Source organism: Nostoc mirabile CHAB5784, assembly GCF_020829645.1.
Classification (GTDB): domain Bacteria; phylum Cyanobacteriota; class Cyanobacteriia; order Cyanobacteriales; family Nostocaceae; genus Nostoc; species Nostoc mirabile.
The window spans coordinates 43378-61705 of sequence record NZ_JAIVFS010000023.1 but is presented as its reverse complement, the minus strand read 5'-3'; the positions used below and the strand labels follow the sequence as shown (position 1 = coordinate 61705).

The window sequence follows — 18328 nt, the reverse complement described above, 5'->3', positions numbered from 1 at the left end:
AGGAATGGTGATGGATTGGTTCATTGCAACAATTAAGATCGGGCTAGCTACGGCTGTGGCAACAACGTTTGACGACAATATTTATCTGACTGCTTTTTTTAGCGAGGTTAATCGGACTTTTCGTCCTCAACATGTTGTAATTGGTGAGATTCTAGGGTTCACGGCATTAGTGATAGTCAGTTTGCTTGGTTTCTTACTGGGTCTAGCAATTCCGTCAACTTGGACTGGTCTACTAGGGATTCTGCCAATACTCATTGGCTTGAACAATTTGTTCAACCTGAATAAGGATGACTCAACCGAAGATAAGTCAGCCAATCTGAAAAGAAACTCTAGATTTAGAGGCTTTGATTCCAGAAAGCGATCGCTCTGGGACGTAATCCGCGATCCGCAGACCTATCGAGTCTCCTCGGTAACAATTGCCAACGGCGGCAACAATCTTGGGATCTATATCCCCCTGTTTGCCACTAGCTCAATCCAAAATCTCACTGTGATCGTACCAGTTTGCTATTTCATTGTTTTTTGCTGGCTGTTTATGTCTTATAATCTGACTCGTCTACCTGGTATTGCTTTGGTACTCAGCCGTTATGCTAGCAAGATTTTCCCCTTCGTGCTGATGTGGCTAGGTTTCAGAATTCTGTTAGACAGCGAATCCTATCGTCTTTTTTTACCGAAAACTTGACAAAGAAAATTTAACGGTTTTTATCTTTAAATTACTAAATCTTGAAGGCGTTCTGGTGATTCACCTTTTAAAGGTATCTATGAATCACTTCAGATACCTGCGGATGATAGCCGCCAGATAACTTTCACAGGTCATCTCAATATTTACTATGATGCGGTCATTGCGAGTATTCGTGATGCAGAGTCTATTCTAATATTCGGTCCAGGTGAGGCAAAGGATGAACTGAAATGATCGGCCATTTACGCAACCACAAACCTCAATACCAGGGCTATTTCGTCCTTCGCTTATATAGGTATTTATTTTGGTATTAGTCAAACGCCGATACATGACAGATATATAATTGGTTAAACTTTGTTTTTGATCAAATAAATATGAATTATTTTGACCATTATAAGCATCGAAAAGACTATATCATCCTCTTCATAATTTGGCTGATAGCATTAGCTATAGATAGAGCTTGGTTTTTCTTAGATGAATCGATTCCAGGCTATGATCAAAGCGCACATTTAACGACAGCATTACATCATTATAGAATTTTTCAAAACTTCAATATCTTCTCAGGAAATTGGTGGTTATCTCTGTGGCAATTAACTCCAACTTATCGCGCTCCTTTTCTATATATTTGCACCGTACCATTTTTCATATTGTTTGGACGTGGTTATGACCAAGCAAGTTTGGTCAACTTATTGTATACTGCGATGATTATACTTTCAGTATATCATTTAGGTAATTTTTTATTTAAAAACCGAAAAATCAGCATAACTGCCAGCATATTTTGTCTGTTATTTCCTATTTTGGGAATTATGCGGACAGATTATTTATTAGATTATGGGTTGACAGCAATTGTTACAGTAACTTTCACAATCCTGACGATTTGGAAAGATAGTTATATTGGGTTTTTCTCATGGGGCTTAACTATCATCTTGGGCGTAGGAATAGGTTTAATCTTCTTGACTAAACCTACAGGATTTATTTTTATTTTAGTTCCTAGTATTTGGACATTAATTATTTTTATTAGAAAAGGTAAATTTATCAAGCTAATTCAAACTTGCTCATCTTTGGTAATAGCTTGGTTAATTTGTAGTTTTTGGTATGGCTTAAATTGGTTAACGATTATTACATCGGCATTAAACGCTAACCAAGTCGGAAAAGGTGAGGGTGATCCTTCTCCCACAACTATTGCTGGATGGTTATACTATCCACAGATGATTCCAGAAAGCGTTGGTTTACCAATATTATCTGTGAGTATTGGCATTTTATTAGTTTATCTGATTAAATATCGATTTTCTACTAATTTAATTTCAGTAAATCTTCATAAATCGGCTCGAATTTGGTTATTAGTCACCTTAGTAAGTAGCTATATAATTTGTTCTTTGGGCACAAATAAAGACATTAGATTTATTCTGCCATGCTTTCCTATAATTAGTTTAATATTGGCGGATTTATTCAACTTAATTGAAAATATATATTTTGATAGGCTGAGATTAGCCACTTTAGTATTAAGTAGCATAGTTTTACTGAATAATTTGTTTCCATTACCCCTAATTCAAGCATGGGGTGGTAAACATTTACCTAATGATGATGCTAAGAAATATCCTCTGGAAAAACTGATAAACAAAATCAACGAAACAAATTTATATTTAAGGTCAAATTTAGGGGTAATTCCCGTTGCTATACCTCAGATAAATGAGTTTACTTTAGATTATTTTGGGACATTAGCAGATTTTCGCGTATACGGCAGAAAATTAACAACCAAATTATCTCAGGTAGAGGAAGATTTACAATATTTTTGTTGGTATATCACTAGAGATAATGAACGGGAAGAACCGGGAGAAAGTGGAGAGACTAAACGGAAATTAAAATCTTTAGTCGAATCTTCTACCGATTTGAAATTACAGGGCAATTGGATATTACCTCATGGAGATAAAATGCGATTATATCACTGCAAAAATCCTCATGTAGTTGTTGAAAAAATAAGTAATAGTAAGTCTGTAATTAGTCTAGAAAAAGTTGCAATTTCTCAGCAATTAGTTTTAGATAAAAACAACCCTGTAAATTATGAAATAACAGGTTCATGGGATGATTTACAAAATGGAATATTGCTATTAAAATGGCAAAATAGCCAATCATATTGGTATCACGATCATGCAATAGGCTTGGGTGATTTATACTGTGGCATCAAATGTCATCCTGAAGGAAGTTTCCGAGTAAAAGAAGCCTTAGCTACATTTATTCCTAAAACACTACCACTAGGTAAATATCAACTATCAGCAGTATATTTAGATAGAAGAAACAACAAAATCACATCTTTAAATATTCCAGATATTACTGTAGATGTGACAAATGTAGGAACCGTAGGAAAATCGCCAGCTTTAGATTTAGTTACCCGAACTTCACAACTAGCCGAAGAGTTACAACAGGGTAAATTAAATAATATATTTGTGCAGATAGATAATTTCAATCAATATGATCCTACTCAAGATTATTTAAAACAAATTGAATTTGCGGCTAATTATCATCTGCAAACAGAGCCAAATAACTTAAATTTGCGTTACACTCTAGTCTTATCACAACTTTTACAGCGCCAAGCCCCAGAATTAATCCAAAATTTAATAGAATTAACTAAATATGATGCTCAAAATCCTTACGCGTGGCTTTATTTAGCTGTTGTTTATTTGTATAATTTTCAACCTGCACAAGCTGAACAAAAATTAGCGATCGCAGAACAATTAAAACCAAATATACCCGAATTAAAAACTTTAAAAAGTGTAACAAATGTTATGAAATTTTTGCCACTACAATGGTTTGCCACCAAGGAATAGGAAAAACGGGGAGTTGCTGCTTGAGGGGATCGACAATCAAATCACAGGCGACTTGAGTAAGGGCGCAATCATTGAGTACAAAGCAATGGATGTTGGGTTTCCTTACGTCAACCCAATCTACGACTTCGCCATTGTCGGCAAGTCAGAGCTTTTCCAGAAATTGAATATTAGGATGCATATTTTGTCACTTTATCATCGACAGACTGACATCGCCTTCATACCGTCCTAGAAGCGATAAGATCAAAAATAAATTCATACTGTGTTTATGGTAACCCAACTCAGTGAAGCCAAATCCCAAACTGAACTGGTAATCTCTTGGGAAGCCTTGCCCAAGGATTTTAAACTAGAGGATGAACCAGTGGAGAATACAGGTCAGCCACTTTTGGCTGGTGCTTTGCGTGAAAGCTTAGAAATCAGTGGATTCATCCAAACCCAGATGTTGATAGCTTCAAACTTTGGTCTTTGTGCGACAGTTAACGGGCAATTTATTGCTAAAGCACCTGACTGGGTTTATGTGCCATCGGTGAATCAAGTTATGGGTAATCGCAAAAGTTATACACCCAATTTAGAAGGAGATATTCCAGCGATCGCCATCGAATTTCTATCGGATACTGAAGGTGGAGAATATTCGGTAAAGCGAGCTTATCCACCTGGAAAATGGTTTTTCTACGAGCAAATTTTGCAGATTCCCATCTACATAATTTTTGAACCAGATGGCGGTTTATTAGAATATTATCAACTTGAAAATAAACGCTATGAGTTAAAGCAACCTGACGAAAATGGTCGTCATTGGATTGAGGTAATGGGCTTATTTTTGGGAACTTGGCAAGGAACAAAAGAAGCTCGCACTGGCTATTGGTTGCGCTGGTGGGATCAAGCTGGTAATTTATTACCGTGGGCTGTGGAACAGATTGAGCAAGAACGCCAACGCGCCGAACAAGAACGTCAACGCGCCGAACAAGAACGCCAACGCGCCGAACAAGAACGCCAGCAAAAAGAACGACTGATTGCTTATTTGCAATCTCAGGGTATTGACCCGAATAATTTGCCTCCGTTCGAGTAGAAACTAAAAACCACCTTTTTGAAATTAAGTATGAATTTGCTCTGCCTATAATTTAGAACCCTTTTTGTAGGGACAATTCATTAATCATTGGTGTCAACTTAAACTCAAACACGCAATTTCCCCTCGTTTTAGATTCCCCAACCCCCGATAAATTGGGGGCAAAAGATTCTAGTTCCCCCCTTTTTAAGGGGGGTTAGGGGGATCGAAAAACTTTCACTCTTCTTATAAGGCTGGGTTTTCACGTTAAGTTGACACCAATATTCATTAATTGCCCCTACAAAAATCATCCAATTTTGCAAAACAAATTAGTTTACCAATTAAGCAACAATATAAGGCGAGTCAATCGCAGCTACACGACCAGCGTCTACCAAAGCTTGATAGACCATCACCGCTACCTCAGCGCGTGTAGCATCGCGGGTAGGATTGAGTTGTTTGAGGTTTGGGTGATTGACGATAATCCCCTTGTCTATAGCTTTTACTACCTCATCCTTGGCATATTCAGGAATCTTTGCTTGGTCATCAAAAGCTTTGATAGATGCTGTACCATCAGCAGATAACCCCAATCCATTCACCAGGGAGACAATCACTTGCACACGCTGGATATTTTTGTTGGGGGCGAAGGTATTGTCAGGAAAACCAGAGAGAAATGAACCTTGATATGCCTGCTGAATTACCTTGGATGCCCAGAAGTCTGCTGCTACATCTTTGAATTTGCTCGCAGGGCGGTTTGGCGGTGGATTGAAAGCTTTTACCAGTAATGCGGCGTATTGCGCCCGTGTCATCGTAGCATCCGGTTTAAATGTGCGATCGGGAAAACCATTAACTATCCCCAATTTGACTAATTCCCGAATAAAGCCACCTGCCCAATGATTCGTAATATCGGTTAATTCTATAGTGGGCGTGGGTGTTGGAGTGGGAATGGGAGTGGGAGTAGGTGTCGGTGTTGGGGTGGGAGTGGGTATCGGTATTGGAGTGGGAGTAGGTGTCGGTGTTGGGGTGGGAGTAGGCGTGGGTGTTGGAGTGGGAGTAGGTGTCGGTGTTGGGGTGGGAGTAGGTGTCGGTGTTGGGGTGGGAGTAGGCGTGGGTGTTGGAACCGAACTATCTGCAAACTCTACGTTTCCTGTGACTTTAGACGTATCTATTTTATTCCCCACAGAAACCAGCTTGTTGGAACTGGCATTTTGCAAATTAAATTTACCGTTATTGCGTAAAGTATTGCCTCCTAAGTTATTGGCACTGCCGATATCTGGTAGGGCAGTTCCGATTACTGTGATCCCATCGTCAGTGTTATTTTCGCAGACATTGTTACGCAATACAGGACGAGCGCTGCCAGAGATGACAATTCCAGAACGGTTTTCGTAAGTTCTGTTATCTCGAAGGGTGGGTGATGCAGTATCACTAATGGCAATGCCAAAACCTGTTTTTAAGCAGGTATTATCTAGAATTTGACCTTTAGAATTTTTAGCGATCGCAATTCCATTGGCTGCATTTTCACTGAACACATTACCTAGAATAACTGGATTAGCCTCACCTGTAGCAAAAACTCCCTCCCTCTTACACTTAGTGAAGGTGCTATTAGCAACAGTAGGAGCAGTTGATTCAATCCAGACACCACTACCACGGCTAGCCAAATTTGTTACAGTCACTCCCCGCACTTCGGCTTTATCCAGTAGCACAAATGTGACATTCTGACCAGCAAAAGTACGGCTCAAATAGCTACCACTCCCTTCAATCAAAATACCATTGCCTTTATTGGTTTCATTACCAACCACAGTCACGCCAGATGGAACCGTTAGCGGAAAGACTTCACCGCTAGCAGCATTGTAATTACCTTCTGCTAGTTGAATCTTGGTGTTATCTGTAGATACCTTAAGGGCTTGCGTAATAGTTTTGAATGGGGCTTGTTGGCTACCAGGGTTGGTATCTTTGCCTGATACTGGATTTACATAAAAAGTCTGAGCCATATTTATACTTCCAAAAAATACATAGCTATCTTAGCGCTAACCATAAAAGTGGGTAGCGTTTGATGCATTAAGTAACTTATACCAATTCGCAATTCGCAATTCGCAATTCGCAATTAATAAACTTAGATGCCGCAGGACTTTCCTGATCTACATCTGTTACCTCATTTTGGAGAATTGGTATTAAGGTACTTTTCACTGCAAGGTTAAAAATTTATGCAAATGCTTTTAGGGTTCACTAGTACTCGACCAACTCAAAATTGCTGAGTGCTGAGTTAGGAATTAAGAATGAGGAGTTCTGAGGTGGATGAATGAGTATCTGAGGTGGATGAATGAGTATCTGAGGTGGATGAATGAGTATCTGAGGTGGATGAATGAGTATCTGAGGTGGATGAACGGAGTTCTGAGGTGGATGAACGGAGTTCTGAGGTGGATGAATGAGTATCTGAGGTGGATGAACGGAGTTCTGAGGTGGATGAATGAGTATCTGAGGTGGATGAACGGAGTTCTGAGGTGGATGAATGAGTATCTGAGGTGGATGAACGGAGTTCTGAGGTGGATACACAAGATTTTAACTGATTCGGCGGGAAGTCCCCCGCTATAGATGTACTCATCGATTCGGCGGGATGAAAGCCAGGGATATTTCTTGCCGTTCTGTTTGTGGTCTTCACCGAAGCTGGAGAACAAACAGGACAGGCAAGAAATATCCAATCTCCTAGATATCAACAAGGAATTACAACAAATAGAATTCGTGCTAAAATAGAGACATTAAAAACGTTGTCAAGATCAGAATTTATCCATCTATCAAACAGAAACAAGTGCTGTCACAAGCGTTTGGTTGTGCAAGATGGTATTGGAACAATTCTCTAAACGCAACGAACGAGCTTTACAAAGAAACGGGTAAAGGGTTATCCCAGATTGGGATGAATAGCCGATTACCCGCACTCAAGAAAGAATACGAATGGCTAGGCGAAACTTATAGTCAAGTGCTGCAAAGTGTTTCGTTGAATTTATCGAGAGCGTTTATCAACTTCTTTGAAAATCGGGCATCTTTCCCGACCTTCAAATCGAAGCATGATAAGCAGTCAATTCAGTATCCGCAAAAAGTTCAAATTGTTGATGAGAACCATCTGAAGTTCCCCGGCAAATTAGGCGTTGTTTCTGCCAAGATTCATCGCACGTTTGAAGGGAGAATCAAAACCGTTACCGTCAGCATGAATCACGCAGGCAAGTATTATGCTTCTCTGTTGTTCGATGATGAACTGCCTTCACTTGAAATTAGCTCAGATGGTAAAGCGGTGGGAATTGATGTAGGTCTAACGCACTTTGCGATCACTTCAGACGGCTCTAAGTTCGACAATCTTAAGCCGTTGAAGAAACGAACCAAGAATCTGAAGCATAAGCAACAAAAACTGTCCCGTAAGCAGAAAGGATCAAATCGCACAAAGAAAGCGCGTCGCATTGTGGCGCGGGTGCATGAAAAGATTGCAAATTCTCGTAAAGACTTCCAGCACAAGCTTTCTCGCAAACTGGTGAACGAAAACCAAGTCATCATTGTTGAGAATCTGGCAGTCAAAAATATGGTGAAGAATCACACTCTTGCCAAAGCAATCAGCGATTGTGGTTGGTCAGAATTCACCAGACAACTGAAATACAAGGCTGAAAGAGACGGCAAAACCTACCTAGAAATTGGACGGTTTTTTCCATCGAGTAAGACTTGTCACGTTTGCCTCAACCAGGTTGGTAGCCTGTCTCTCGATGTGCGTAGCTGGACTTGTTCGAGTTGCAATACAAAACATGACAGAGACGTAAATGCCGCTATCAATATTCGAGATGAAGGCTTACGAGTATTAGCGTTAGGAACTAGCGCTACTGCCAATGGACGGGATGTAAGACCAAGGGCTGGAAGGAAATCTTCCGTGTCTAAGGCTGTTCCGGTTGAAGTTGGAAGCCTACACCATACCGCCTAGCGGTTGGTGTAGGTAGTTCACCCTAAGCATATTGGCCCATATAAGCCAATACGCCTGAGTTAGGAATGTAAAATAAGATTGTTTTTCTCAGCGTTCTCTCTGCCTCTGCGGTTAAACAGTAATTATTTTAACCACAAAGACACAGAGAACACAGAGACAAGAGGTTAAAATAATTCGTAATTCGTAATTGAATTCTTCACTACGAATTACGAATTACGAATTAGTAATTAGTTAATAGGGCCACTTCCAGTCACGAATTTCCGGCATATCGTCGCCGTACTTCTCAATGTAATGTTTGTGTTCGATCAGCTTATCTTGCAACTGCTGTTTGACATAAGCTGCCCTATATCCTAGCTTTGGTACACGATCAATTACGTCCATTACTAGATGGAAGCGATCAAGCTCGTTAAGCACAACCATATCAAAGGGAGTGGTGGTGGTTCCTTCTTCCTTGTAGCCACGCACATGCAACTGATCGTGATTGGTGTGGCGATAGGTTAAGCGATGAATCAGCCAAGGATAGCCATGAAAGGCAAAGATAATGTGTTTATCGGTGGTGAAAATCGTGTCAAAGTCTTTTTCGCTCAAACCGTGGGGATGTTCGCTTTTTGGCTGTAGTGTCATCAAATCGACTACGTTCACTACCCGCACCTTTAACTCAGGAAAGTGCTGGCGCAGAATGTCCACAGCCGCTAAAGTTTCTAAGGTGGGAATATCCCCAGCACAAGCCATCACTACATCTGGTTCGCCGCCTTGGTCGTTACTTGCCCATTCCCAAATACCGATGCCTTTGGTGCAGTGCTTGATAGCAGCATCCATATTTAGGTATTGCAATGCTGGTTGCTTTCCTGCAACGATGACGTTGACATAGTTGCGGCTTCTTAAACAATGGTCAGTTACTGATAGCAGAGTGTTGGCATCGGGGGGCAAATACACGCGAACGATTTCTGCTTTTTTGTTGATTACATGGTCAATAAAACCGGGGTCTTGGTGAGAGAAACCGTTGTGGTCTTGCCGCCAAACGTGGGAGGTGAGTAGATAATTGAGGGAAGCAATTGGTTTACGCCAGGGAATATGTCTAGTCGTTTTCAGCCATTTGGCGTGCTGATTAAACATCGAGTCAATGATGTGGATGAACGCCTCGTAGCAAGAGAAAAATCCGTGGCGTCCTGTGAGCAGGTAACCTTCTAACCATCCTTGACAATTAGTTTCGCTGAGAATTTCCATCACCCGACCGTCCGGGGAAAGGTGGTCATCTTCTGGGAGGATCTGGGCTGCCCAATCCCGGTCTGTGACTTCTAGCACAGCGCCTAAGCGATTTGATACCGTTTCATCGGGGCCGACAATGCGGAAGTTGCGGCTTTCTTGGTTAAGTTGCATGATATCCCGCAGGAATTTTCCTGCAACTTGGGTAGCTTCAGCGATCGCTTGCCCTGGTTTTAGAACATCTACGGCATACTTTTGAAAGTCGGGCATTTTCAGGTCGCAAAGCAAAATACCGCCGTTTGCGTGGGGATTGTCACCCATGCGTCGATGACCTTTGGGAGCCAGTTCTGCTAATTCAGGAATCAGCTTACCGTTGCTGTCGAAGAGTTCTTCTGGTTGGTAACTCTTCATCCAATCTTCTAAGAGTTTCAGATGTTCTGGCTGTTTGGCTATGTTACCAAAGGGAACTTGGTGCGATCGCCAAGAACCTTCTGTTTTTTTGCCATCGACTTCCTTGGGGCCTGTCCAACCTTTGGGGGTTTTCAAGACAATCATTGGCCACTGGGGACGTTCGGTGAAACCGTGTACGCGGGCTTCTCTTTGGATACTTTGAATTTCGGCGATCGCTATATCTAGAGTCGCCGCCATCTGCTGGTGGACATCTGCGGGATCGTCACCTTCGACGAAGTATGGCTTGTAGCCATAGCCTACAAATAAGCTTTCTAATTCCTGATGGCTGATCCGTGCCAGTACTGTTGGGTTAGCAATTTTATATCCATTCAAGTGGAGGATCGGAAGTACAGCCCCATCATGCACGGGGTTAAGAAACTTATTGGAATGCCAGCTAGTTGCTAAAGCACCTGTTTCAGCTTCGCCGTCACCCACAACAGCAGCAACGATCAAATCAGGGTTATCAAAGGCAGCACCGAAAGCGTGGACGAGGGCATAACCTAGTTCCCCACCTTCGTGGATCGAACCAGGGGTTTCCGGTGCAACGTGGCTGGGAATACCACCAGGGAAAGAGAACTGTTTAAAGAGTTTCTGGATTCCCTCAGCATCCTGGGAGATGTTGTGATAATACTCGGTGTAAGTGCCTTCTAAGTAAGTATTGGCTACTAATCCAGGGCCGCCATGACCGGGGCCAGCAATGTAGATTGTGTTTAGGTCATATTTCTTAATCACCCGATTCAGGTGAACATAGATAAAGTTCAGCCCTGGCGTTGTTCCCCAGTGCCCTAAGAGTCTGGGTTTGACGTGTTCCAGCTTTAGCGGTTCTCTCAGTAGCGGATTGTCGAGTAGATATATCTGCCCAACGGAAAGATAGTTAGCTGCACGCCAGTAGGCGTTTATCTTACGTAATTCTTCATCTGTTAAAGGCTTTGTTTGTGGAGGCGTTGCTAATGTCATTTCGACACTCCATTACAAAAAGGATTTTGACGGTTTGATTCAGTATGTAATTTTACTTATTTTCACAATAATAGCCATCTAACTCATGATGAATTTTTCCAGTCTTTGTGAATAAAATACTCCTTAGTGTTAAAAGGCAATCGAACGTGGATTTATCGGTTCGGCAAGTTGAACTTAACGATGCTGAAGCTATTATCAGCATTTTGAACCCAATCATTGAAGCTGGAGTATACACAGCGTTTGATACCCCATTCACTGTAGAAGCTGAACGCGAATATATTTTAAACTTTCCAGTGCGTGGAGTATTCCACGTAGCTATCTGCGGTCATGAGCAAAAGATTGTGGGATTTCAAAGTATGGAACCATTTGCTACTTACACCCATGCTTTCGATCATGTGGGAGTGCTAGGAACTTATGTAGCTTTGTCACATCGACGACAAAAAGTTGCTACAAGTTTATTTAATGCTACGTTTGAGGTTGCCCGTCAACGAGGATATGAGAAACTATTCACTTTTATCCGTGCAGATAATATGGCGGCGCTAGCTACTTACCTCGACCAAGGTTTTTACATCATTGGTACAGCCAAAAGACAAGCCAAAATTAACACGACATATATAGACGAAATCATCATTGAAAGATTTTTGTAAGTATGTCTAAACTTTCTAATTATTAATTTCCAATAATCCAGATGGCGGCGTAATTTCAATACGACCAGATGGTAAGTCTACCACAGGAGTGATCGCTTCCACAAATGGAATCAAAACAGTTTTCTGCTTTTTGTCATTTGTCATTTGTTGTTTGTCAATAGCAAAAGATGGGTGCAACTTGACTTCTAACAAATCATTGCCAGCCGGGATGATATCTACCACTGTACCAACGAGTTCGCCAGATGCTTGCATGAAAACTTCCAAACCAATCAAATCGAGGACATGATATTCATCTTCGCCTAACTGGGGGCGATCGCTTGCTGGCACCATTAACTTACAACCACGCAAAGCCTCGGCTTGATCGCAATTTTCCACGCCAGCTAATTTGATCACATACAAGTTTTTGTTACTGATATAACGTCCTGTTAATAATTCGATTGGTTGCGGTTCTGTGTCACCTGAACGCAACAACCAACGTTTTCCCGGCACCTCAAATCTTTCGGGGAAGTCTGATACAGGATAAATCCGTAATTCTCCAGACAATCCTTGAGGGGAAACAATCTTACCAATTTCTAGCCAATTATCTGATTTGTCATTTGTCATTTGTCATTTGTCATTGGGGAAAGCGTTCTTATAACTCCTAACTCCTGTACAGACGCGATTAATCGCGTCTCTACTCCTAATCAGGCAGTCACCGCCGCACCTTTATAAGCTTCTTCAGCCACTTTTGCTAAACGTTGCATAGCAGTGGCTATCTCTTCATCCGTACCTGTAAGGCTGATGCGGAAGCATTGATGCTTGTGCGCCCATTCTTCCTCTAAACCGGGGAAGAAGCTATTTCCTGGGACAATAATCACACCTACTTGCTTAAGTTGCTGGTAAAATTCCCAGTCACTGATGGGTAAATCCTGCAACCACAACCAAGCAAAAATTGCTCCTTCACCGCGATGGAGGAACCAAGGTAAATCCTTGGGCATCGCTTGTTCTAGGCTGGTTTCTAAAACGGTAAACTTATTTTGGTAAAAGGGACGGATGACAGTGTGAGAAATTTCTACTAAAGCGCCAGAGTTGATTGCAAGAGCTGCGATCGCTTGGCCGTAACGTGAAGAATGGAGACCAATATTTGCTTGGAAACACTCCAGCACTTCAATCCACTTTTCATCGCCAATGGCAATACCAACCCTTTCTCCTGGTAATCCCGCTTTCGATAAACTCATGCAGTGGAGGATGTTATCACCAAACACTGGTGTCATTTCGGTAAAGTTTAATGCTGGGAAGGGAGGCGCATAAGCTGAGTCAATTAACACGGGCAGATTGTAAGGTGCAGCCAGGGCAGCAATCTTTTTCACTTCATCCTCAGTGAGGACATTACCAGTGGGATTACAAGGGCGAGAGAAGAGGATACAACCCGTATTTTCTGTAATCGACAGTTGGCTGAAGTCGGGGCGATATTTAAATCGGTGGGCGGCTTCATCAATATCGAGAGTCGGTTTGTAGGCAGTTAAGGCTTTTGAAACTAAGGAGATGCCGCCGTAACCTGTGTAGTCAGGGCTGAGGGGCAAAACGATTTGTTTTAACTCGCCGCTAGGGGTGTAGCCACCGAAGCTATTCACAGCATAGAAGTAGAGGGTTTGACTGCCGGGGGTGATGAGGATATTGCGTTCGGTTATACCGTTGCCGAAGGCATCGCTTAAGTTTAACCCGTAACGTTTGTTGAAGTCGTTGGCGATCGCTTCAACTAATGGTGCATAGCCCTGACTTGAACCGTAGCGACAAACTACCTCACCATATTCGGGGCTAGCCAAAAGCTGTGCAGTACAATCCCGCCATAGTTGCTCTACCTCTGGCAAAATCAACGGATTACCAGCACTCAAATTAATAAACTGCTGCCCTGCACCCGCTCGTAATGTTTCGATAATATCCTTCATAATTGCTCTGACGCCAGTCAGGTTGGACATTTGAGCGCCAATTTGAGTTAGGGCAGGGTTCATAAGCTGTGACAAAATGTATTAATCGAGGGGTGGACAAATTATTTGGGGGTTGCTGCTGATATCCAGTTTACATCGTTGTCAAAACAGCTGTTGCCGCCTTTAACCAATCTAGCTAGAGAATGATATTTTAACAAAGTAATATTTATCGTTATAGCAGGGATCGTACTTATTAAATACTAGGACTTACGCACACTCTACGAAATCTTCTCTTTTCTACGAAAGGCTGCATAAACGCGCAGCGTCTCGTTGGCAAAAGCCGACGCACCAGAAGGCGGTAGCCTACGGCAAGCCACTACGTGTCTACGATAAATTAAGCTTTTTGCCGATTTTTGCGTCAGTCCTGAATACGATGAAGTGATACAAAAGTGTATCATGCCCTCAATGCTATCAGGGGACTGGGGATAAGAGGAATAATCAATGCCCCATGCTCTTAAAGCACTCCCCGATATAAACTCAAATAAGCCTATTGACAAAACTATATAGGAGGGCTGAAGTTGCAAGTTAAAGCAGCAGTAGCTTACAGCGCAGGTAAGCCGTTGACAATTGAAACCGTTCAACTATCGGGGCCACAAGCTGGCGAAGTGTTAGTTGAGGTGAAAGCAAGCGGGGTTTGCCATACCGACGCCTTTACCCTATCTGGTGACGATCCCGAAGGTTTGTTCCCGGCAATTTTGGGGCATGAAGGCGCTGGTGTGGTAGTGGAGGTAGGCGCTGGTGTCACCAGTCTCAAACCAGGGGATCATGTAATTCCCCTATACACTCCCGAATGTCGCCAGTGCGAATATTGTCTAAGTTTCAAAACTAATCTTTGTCAAGCCATTCGCTTAACTCAAGGACGCGGTGTTATGCCCGATGGCACTAGTCGCTTTAGCATTGATGGGCAAATGATTCATCATTATATGGGTACATCCACTTTTGCCAACTATACGGTGCTGCCAGAAATCGCCCTGGCAAAAATTCGCGAAGACGCGCCATTTGATAAGGTTTGTTACATTGGCTGTGGTGTGACTACTGGTGTTGGTGCAGTTATCAATACTGCCAAGGTGGAACCAGGAGCAAATGTTGTGGTTTTCGGTTTGGGTGGTATTGGTTTAAATGTCATCCAAGCAGCGCGGATGGTAGGGGCAAATATGATTGTCGGGGTGGATATTAATCCCAACAAACGCGCTTTAGCGGAAAAGTTTGGCATGACGCACTTTGTCAATCCCCAGGAAGTAGAGGGTGATTTAGTTCCCTATCTGGTTGATTTAACAAAAGGCGGCGCTGATTACAGTTTTGAATGTATCGGTCATGTCAAAATTATGCGTCAAGCATTAGAATGCTGCCATAAAGGTTGGGGCGTTAGTGTGATTATTGGTGTTGCTGGTGCTGGACAAGAAATCAGTACTCGTCCTTTTCAACTAGTAACTGGGCGCGTTTGGAAAGGTTCAGCATTCGGTGGCGCTAGAGGACGTACAGATGTGCCGAAAATTGTTGATTGGTATATGGAAGGTAAGATAAATATTGATGATTTGATTACCCATGTAATGCCCATTGAGCAAATTAATGATGCTTTTGAATTGATGCACAAAGGTGAATCAATTCGGAGTGTGGTGACTTTCTAATTCGTAATCCGTAATTTGTACCTGAGAGGTTGTTTGAAAATTTTTTCATTGTGACTCTAGGCACTTTTAGATCCCCCGCAAGCTAGAAACTACTCCGCTCAAATTCTCTAGTACTCTGTCAACCCAAAAATGACGGGTGAAGGTGGGGAGTAGGGAGTAGGGAGTGGGGAGTGGGGAAAGAGTTTTTACTGTTTCTCAAATGTCTTCATGTCCGTCAAAATGTATTTGACAGACCACTAGTTTGTAGTTAGCGATCGCCTAGAAAATTTTTTTCTACTACATTCTTCTGCTTTTGTCAAGTCTCTGCATATCACCTTGTTGTACAATCCTTTTCCTGACTTATTTACCGAAGAGGCAGAGGGGAAGGGGGCACTTAGCTGGGGGAGCAAGCCCTTCCCCTCTGCGTGAAGCGAAGCGGAACATGGGTATGAAGCCCCGTCCTTCCAGGACGCTTGGCTGGGGCGGAGTACAAGCTCCGTCTCAGCCTCTCCCCCCTGCTCCCTGCTCCCTGCTCCCCTGCCTCTTTTGACTAATGCATAGCTTAAAAAGGGGAGAGGGGTTGGGGGTGAGGTTTTCTAGATAAGAGTGAAAAGTTAGCTCAAGTGAATTTAGTATTTTCAATTCTTAAAAGAGGTTTCGCCAATGACCAATTCAGATTTAGAGAGAGTTACGGTTCGCCCAATGGATGAGTATAACCAAAAGTTGGTGTCTTACGTCCATCCGCCAAATTGGGTTAATCCTCAACCTGCCGATGTTTACGATTTGGTAGTAATTGGTGCTGGTACGGCGGGATTAGTGGTGGCTGCGGGTGCTGCGGGTTTGGATTTGGGTTTAAAAGTGGCGTTGATTGAAAAGCATCTCATGGGTGGAGATTGCTTAAATCTTGGTTGCGTACCATCTAAAACTATTATTCGGTCTGCTCGCGTTGTTGGCGAAATCTGGGATGCTCAAAACTTGGGAGTTAATATTCCCCAACATAATATTGATGTTGATTTTCCTAAAGTCATGGCAAGGATGCGGCGGGTAAGGGCTGGTATTAGCCATAACGACTCGGCGGAGCGGTTTCAAAACTTGGGTGTAGATGTCTTTTTGGGTAGCGGTCGATTTGCAACTAAAAATACCGTGGAAGTTGGCGACAAAACTCTCCGGTTTAAAAAAGCTGTAATTGCTACAGGCGCCAGAGCTGCACAATTGTCGATTCCGGGAATTGAAAAGGCGGGTTATCTAACTAATGAGACGGTTTTTTCCCTGATTCAACGACCGGAACGTTTAGCGGTGATTGGTGGCGGCCCCATTGGTTGCGAATTGGCGCAGGCTTTCCGGCGCTTGGGTTCTGAGGTGGTACTTTTCCATAGCGGTTCTCATCTTTTGAATAAAGAAGATGCTGAGGCTGCCAAAATTCTGCAAAAGGTTTTGATTAGCGAAGGAATTCGGGTGGTACTGAATTCCAAGTTGGAAGAAGTGGTAACTGTTACTGAGGGGAAACGGCTTTACTTTTCCTCCAATGGTCATCGAGATTCGGTGACAGTAGATGAAATTTTAGTTGGTGCGGGGCGATCGCCAAATGTCGAAGGTTTGAATTTAGAATCAGTGGGTGTAGAATATGACTTGCACCAAGGTGTGAAGGTAAATGATTATCTTCAAACGACGAATTCCAAAATTTATGCAGCTGGCGATATCTGCATGAACTGGAAGTTTACCCATGCTGCTGATGCTGCGGCGCGGATTGTGATTAAAAATACGCTGTTTTCTCCCTTTGGCATAGGACGCTCGAAACTCAGTAGTCTGATAATGCCGTGGGTAACTTATACTGACCCAGAAATTGCCCATGTAGGGTTGTACGAACACGAGGCGCAGAAATTGGGTGTTGAGGTGACGACCATCAACATACCTTTTAGTAGTGTAGACCGAGCGATCGCAGATGGTGAAGAATCAGGATTTCTCAAAATCCACCATAAAAAGGGGTCTGATGAAATTATCGGTGCAACGATTGTCGCCAGTCACGCGGGTGAGATGATATCAGTTGTAACTACGGCAATGGTGAATAAAATCGGTTTGAGTAAGTTAAGCAGTGTAATTCATCCTTATCCCACTCAAGCCGAAGCTATTAAAAAAGCTGCTGATGCTTATCGTCGAACCCTCCTGACATCAAATACCAAAAAATTGTTGGGATTTTTAACAAAGTTATCTTAACCAAAATCAGTGAACAGTTGTCTGACTGTTCACTGATAACTGTAGGACTTACGCACTGTACAAATGCATTGTAATGTGCATTACCTAAAATAGGAAGTTTTCAGGCTTTTCTTAATTATCCTGCGATCGTAAATAGACGATGCTGTAGGGGCACAGAAAAAGCTCATACGTGTCAACTTAACGTAAAAGTTATGTCCCGCAAGGAACTTAAGTTCCTTGCTAATAGCAAAAGTAATCTTTTGATTACTAAATATCCGCAAAAATCTTTAGTCTACTTCAGTAGACTTTAGCTAAAAGCCAAAGAACTTTAGTTCCAGGCGGTTGAGTCAGCCCAGCAGTTAAGCTATTTTTAGCTTAAGTTGACACCAGTGAGCAATGCTGTGCCCTTACGAAAGATATGGTTTTTAACCTTAATCCATATTTGGTATTTCTTGTCAATGCGTAAGTCCTAAACTTACCCCTTTCAAGGTGACTCGTAAAATAAGATTGTTTTTTCTCAGCGCTCTCAGCGCCTCTGCGGTTTAAAAGTGATTGATTTAACCGCAGAGGCGCAGAGAACACAGAGTAAAGAGCTTAAAGAGGAATTTATTGACCAAAATTGTTACCCACCTTGAAAGGGCTAGTCCTAAACTGTAGCCCTTTCAAGGTGGTGAAATTTAGAACGAGAATTGGTTGTTTCAACCTTCAAAAAGCCCAAAATCTGAGCGGAGAATTCAAGATGGTAACACTGAAACAACGTATCTTCGTTGGCCACCTTGAAAGGGCTAGTCCTAAACTGATAACTA

The 18328-nt window shown here is 42.4% G+C and carries 13 protein-coding genes; 8 read left to right on the top strand and 5 right to left on the bottom strand.

Annotation, left to right across the window (positions count from 1 at the left end; all coding sequences use genetic code 11):
* Nucleotides 1-10 precede the first annotated feature (10 nt).
* From LC653_RS16765 to LC653_RS16750, 4 genes are all read left to right on the top strand, one after another.
* Nucleotides 11-679, top strand: a complete 669-nt coding sequence (locus LC653_RS16765) for a cadmium resistance transporter (protein ID WP_229495540.1) — start codon at nucleotides 11-13, stop codon at nucleotides 677-679.
* Between the two features lie 371 nt (nucleotides 680-1050).
* The gene (locus tag LC653_RS16760; RefSeq protein WP_229495539.1) at nucleotides 1051-3501 is read left to right on the top strand and encodes a hypothetical protein; all 2451 of its coding nucleotides are present in this window, start codon (nucleotides 1051-1053) and stop codon (nucleotides 3499-3501) included.
* Between the two features lie 13 nt (nucleotides 3502-3514).
* A complete protein-coding gene (locus LC653_RS16755) occupies nucleotides 3515-3730 on the top strand; it encodes a hypothetical protein (protein ID WP_229495538.1) in 216 nt (71 codons plus the stop codon).
* Nucleotides 3731-3766: 36 nt separating this feature from the next.
* Nucleotides 3767-4564: a Uma2 family endonuclease gene (locus tag LC653_RS16750; protein WP_229495537.1), complete on the top strand. Its 798-nt coding sequence runs from the start codon at nucleotides 3767-3769 to the stop codon at nucleotides 4562-4564.
* Nucleotides 4565-4881: 317 nt separating this feature from the next.
* Here the strand turns inward: LC653_RS16750 and LC653_RS16745 are convergent, their stop codons facing one another.
* Both LC653_RS16745 and LC653_RS16740 read right to left on the bottom strand, forming a co-directional pair.
* Nucleotides 4882-6528 carry a DUF1565 domain-containing protein gene (locus LC653_RS16745; protein ID WP_229495536.1) on the bottom strand — a complete coding sequence of 549 codons (1647 nt, stop codon included), beginning with the start codon at nucleotides 6526-6528 and terminating at the stop codon, nucleotides 4882-4884.
* A 272-nt stretch (nucleotides 6529-6800) separates the two neighbouring features.
* Nucleotides 6801-7139, bottom strand: coding sequence for a hypothetical protein (locus LC653_RS16740; RefSeq protein ID WP_229495535.1), 339 nt, complete (start codon nucleotides 7137-7139; stop codon nucleotides 6801-6803).
* A gap of 204 nt (nucleotides 7140-7343) precedes the next feature.
* Here LC653_RS16740 and LC653_RS16735 point away from each other — a divergent pair, with 204 nt between their 5' ends.
* Nucleotides 7344-8495 (top strand): RNA-guided endonuclease TnpB family protein, encoded by a 1152-nt coding sequence (locus LC653_RS16735; RefSeq protein ID WP_229495534.1) that lies wholly within the window; start codon nucleotides 7344-7346, stop codon nucleotides 8493-8495.
* A gap of 231 nt (nucleotides 8496-8726) precedes the next feature.
* Here the strand turns inward: LC653_RS16735 and LC653_RS16730 are convergent, their stop codons facing one another.
* On the bottom strand, nucleotides 8727-11108 hold the full coding sequence (locus tag LC653_RS16730; protein WP_229495533.1) for a phosphoketolase family protein: 2382 nt from the start codon (nucleotides 11106-11108) through the stop codon (nucleotides 8727-8729).
* 146 nt (nucleotides 11109-11254) lie between these two features.
* Between LC653_RS16730 and LC653_RS16725 the strand changes: the two genes are divergently transcribed.
* Entirely contained in the window at nucleotides 11255-11755 is a 501-nt protein-coding gene (locus LC653_RS16725; protein WP_229495532.1) for a GNAT family N-acetyltransferase, read from the top strand.
* Nucleotides 11756-11770: 15 nt separating this feature from the next.
* Here the strand turns inward: LC653_RS16725 and rimM are convergent, their stop codons facing one another.
* Nucleotides 11771-12358 (bottom strand): ribosome maturation factor RimM, encoded by a 588-nt coding sequence (rimM, locus tag LC653_RS16720; protein WP_229495531.1) that lies wholly within the window; start codon nucleotides 12356-12358, stop codon nucleotides 11771-11773.
* An 80-nt stretch (nucleotides 12359-12438) separates the two neighbouring features.
* The gene (locus LC653_RS16715) at nucleotides 12439-13746 is read right to left on the bottom strand and encodes a valine--pyruvate transaminase (RefSeq protein WP_229495530.1); all 1308 of its coding nucleotides are present in this window, start codon (nucleotides 13744-13746) and stop codon (nucleotides 12439-12441) included.
* Between the two features lie 494 nt (nucleotides 13747-14240).
* Here LC653_RS16715 and LC653_RS16710 point away from each other — a divergent pair, with 494 nt between their 5' ends.
* Together LC653_RS16710 and LC653_RS16705 are read left to right on the top strand one after the other, a co-directional pair.
* A complete protein-coding gene (locus LC653_RS16710) occupies nucleotides 14241-15350 on the top strand; it encodes an S-(hydroxymethyl)glutathione dehydrogenase/class III alcohol dehydrogenase (protein ID WP_229495529.1) in 1110 nt (369 codons plus the stop codon).
* A gap of 642 nt (nucleotides 15351-15992) precedes the next feature.
* Nucleotides 15993-17543, top strand: coding sequence for a mercuric reductase (locus tag LC653_RS16705; RefSeq protein ID WP_229495528.1), 1551 nt, complete (start codon nucleotides 15993-15995; stop codon nucleotides 17541-17543).
* The last annotated feature ends 785 nt before the right edge of the window (nucleotides 17544-18328 follow it).

Bases quoted from the DNA above. Each gene is read 5' to 3' on its own strand.
- LC653_RS16760 (WP_229495539.1), top strand. From the start codon at position 1,051: ATGAATTATTTTGACCATTATAAGCATCGAAAAGACTATATCATCCTC.
- LC653_RS16730 (WP_229495533.1), bottom strand. From the start codon at position 11,108: ATGACATTAGCAACGCCTCCACAAACAAAGCCTTTAACAGATGAAGAA.
- LC653_RS16705 (WP_229495528.1), top strand. From the start codon at position 15,993: ATGACCAATTCAGATTTAGAGAGAGTTACGGTTCGCCCAATGGATGAG.
- LC653_RS16765 (WP_229495540.1), top strand. From the start codon at position 11: ATGGATTGGTTCATTGCAACAATTAAGATCGGGCTAGCTACGGCTGTG.
- LC653_RS16715 (WP_229495530.1), bottom strand. From the start codon at position 13,746: ATGAACCCTGCCCTAACTCAAATTGGCGCTCAAATGTCCAACCTGACT.
- LC653_RS16750 (WP_229495537.1), top strand. From the start codon at position 3,767: ATGGTAACCCAACTCAGTGAAGCCAAATCCCAAACTGAACTGGTAATC.
- LC653_RS16745 (WP_229495536.1), bottom strand. From the start codon at position 6,528: ATGGCTCAGACTTTTTATGTAAATCCAGTATCAGGCAAAGATACCAAC.
- LC653_RS16740 (WP_229495535.1), bottom strand. From the start codon at position 7,139: ATGAGTACATCTATAGCGGGGGACTTCCCGCCGAATCAGTTAAAATCT.
- rimM (WP_229495531.1), bottom strand. From the start codon at position 12,358: ATGACAAATGACAAATCAGATAATTGGCTAGAAATTGGTAAGATTGTT.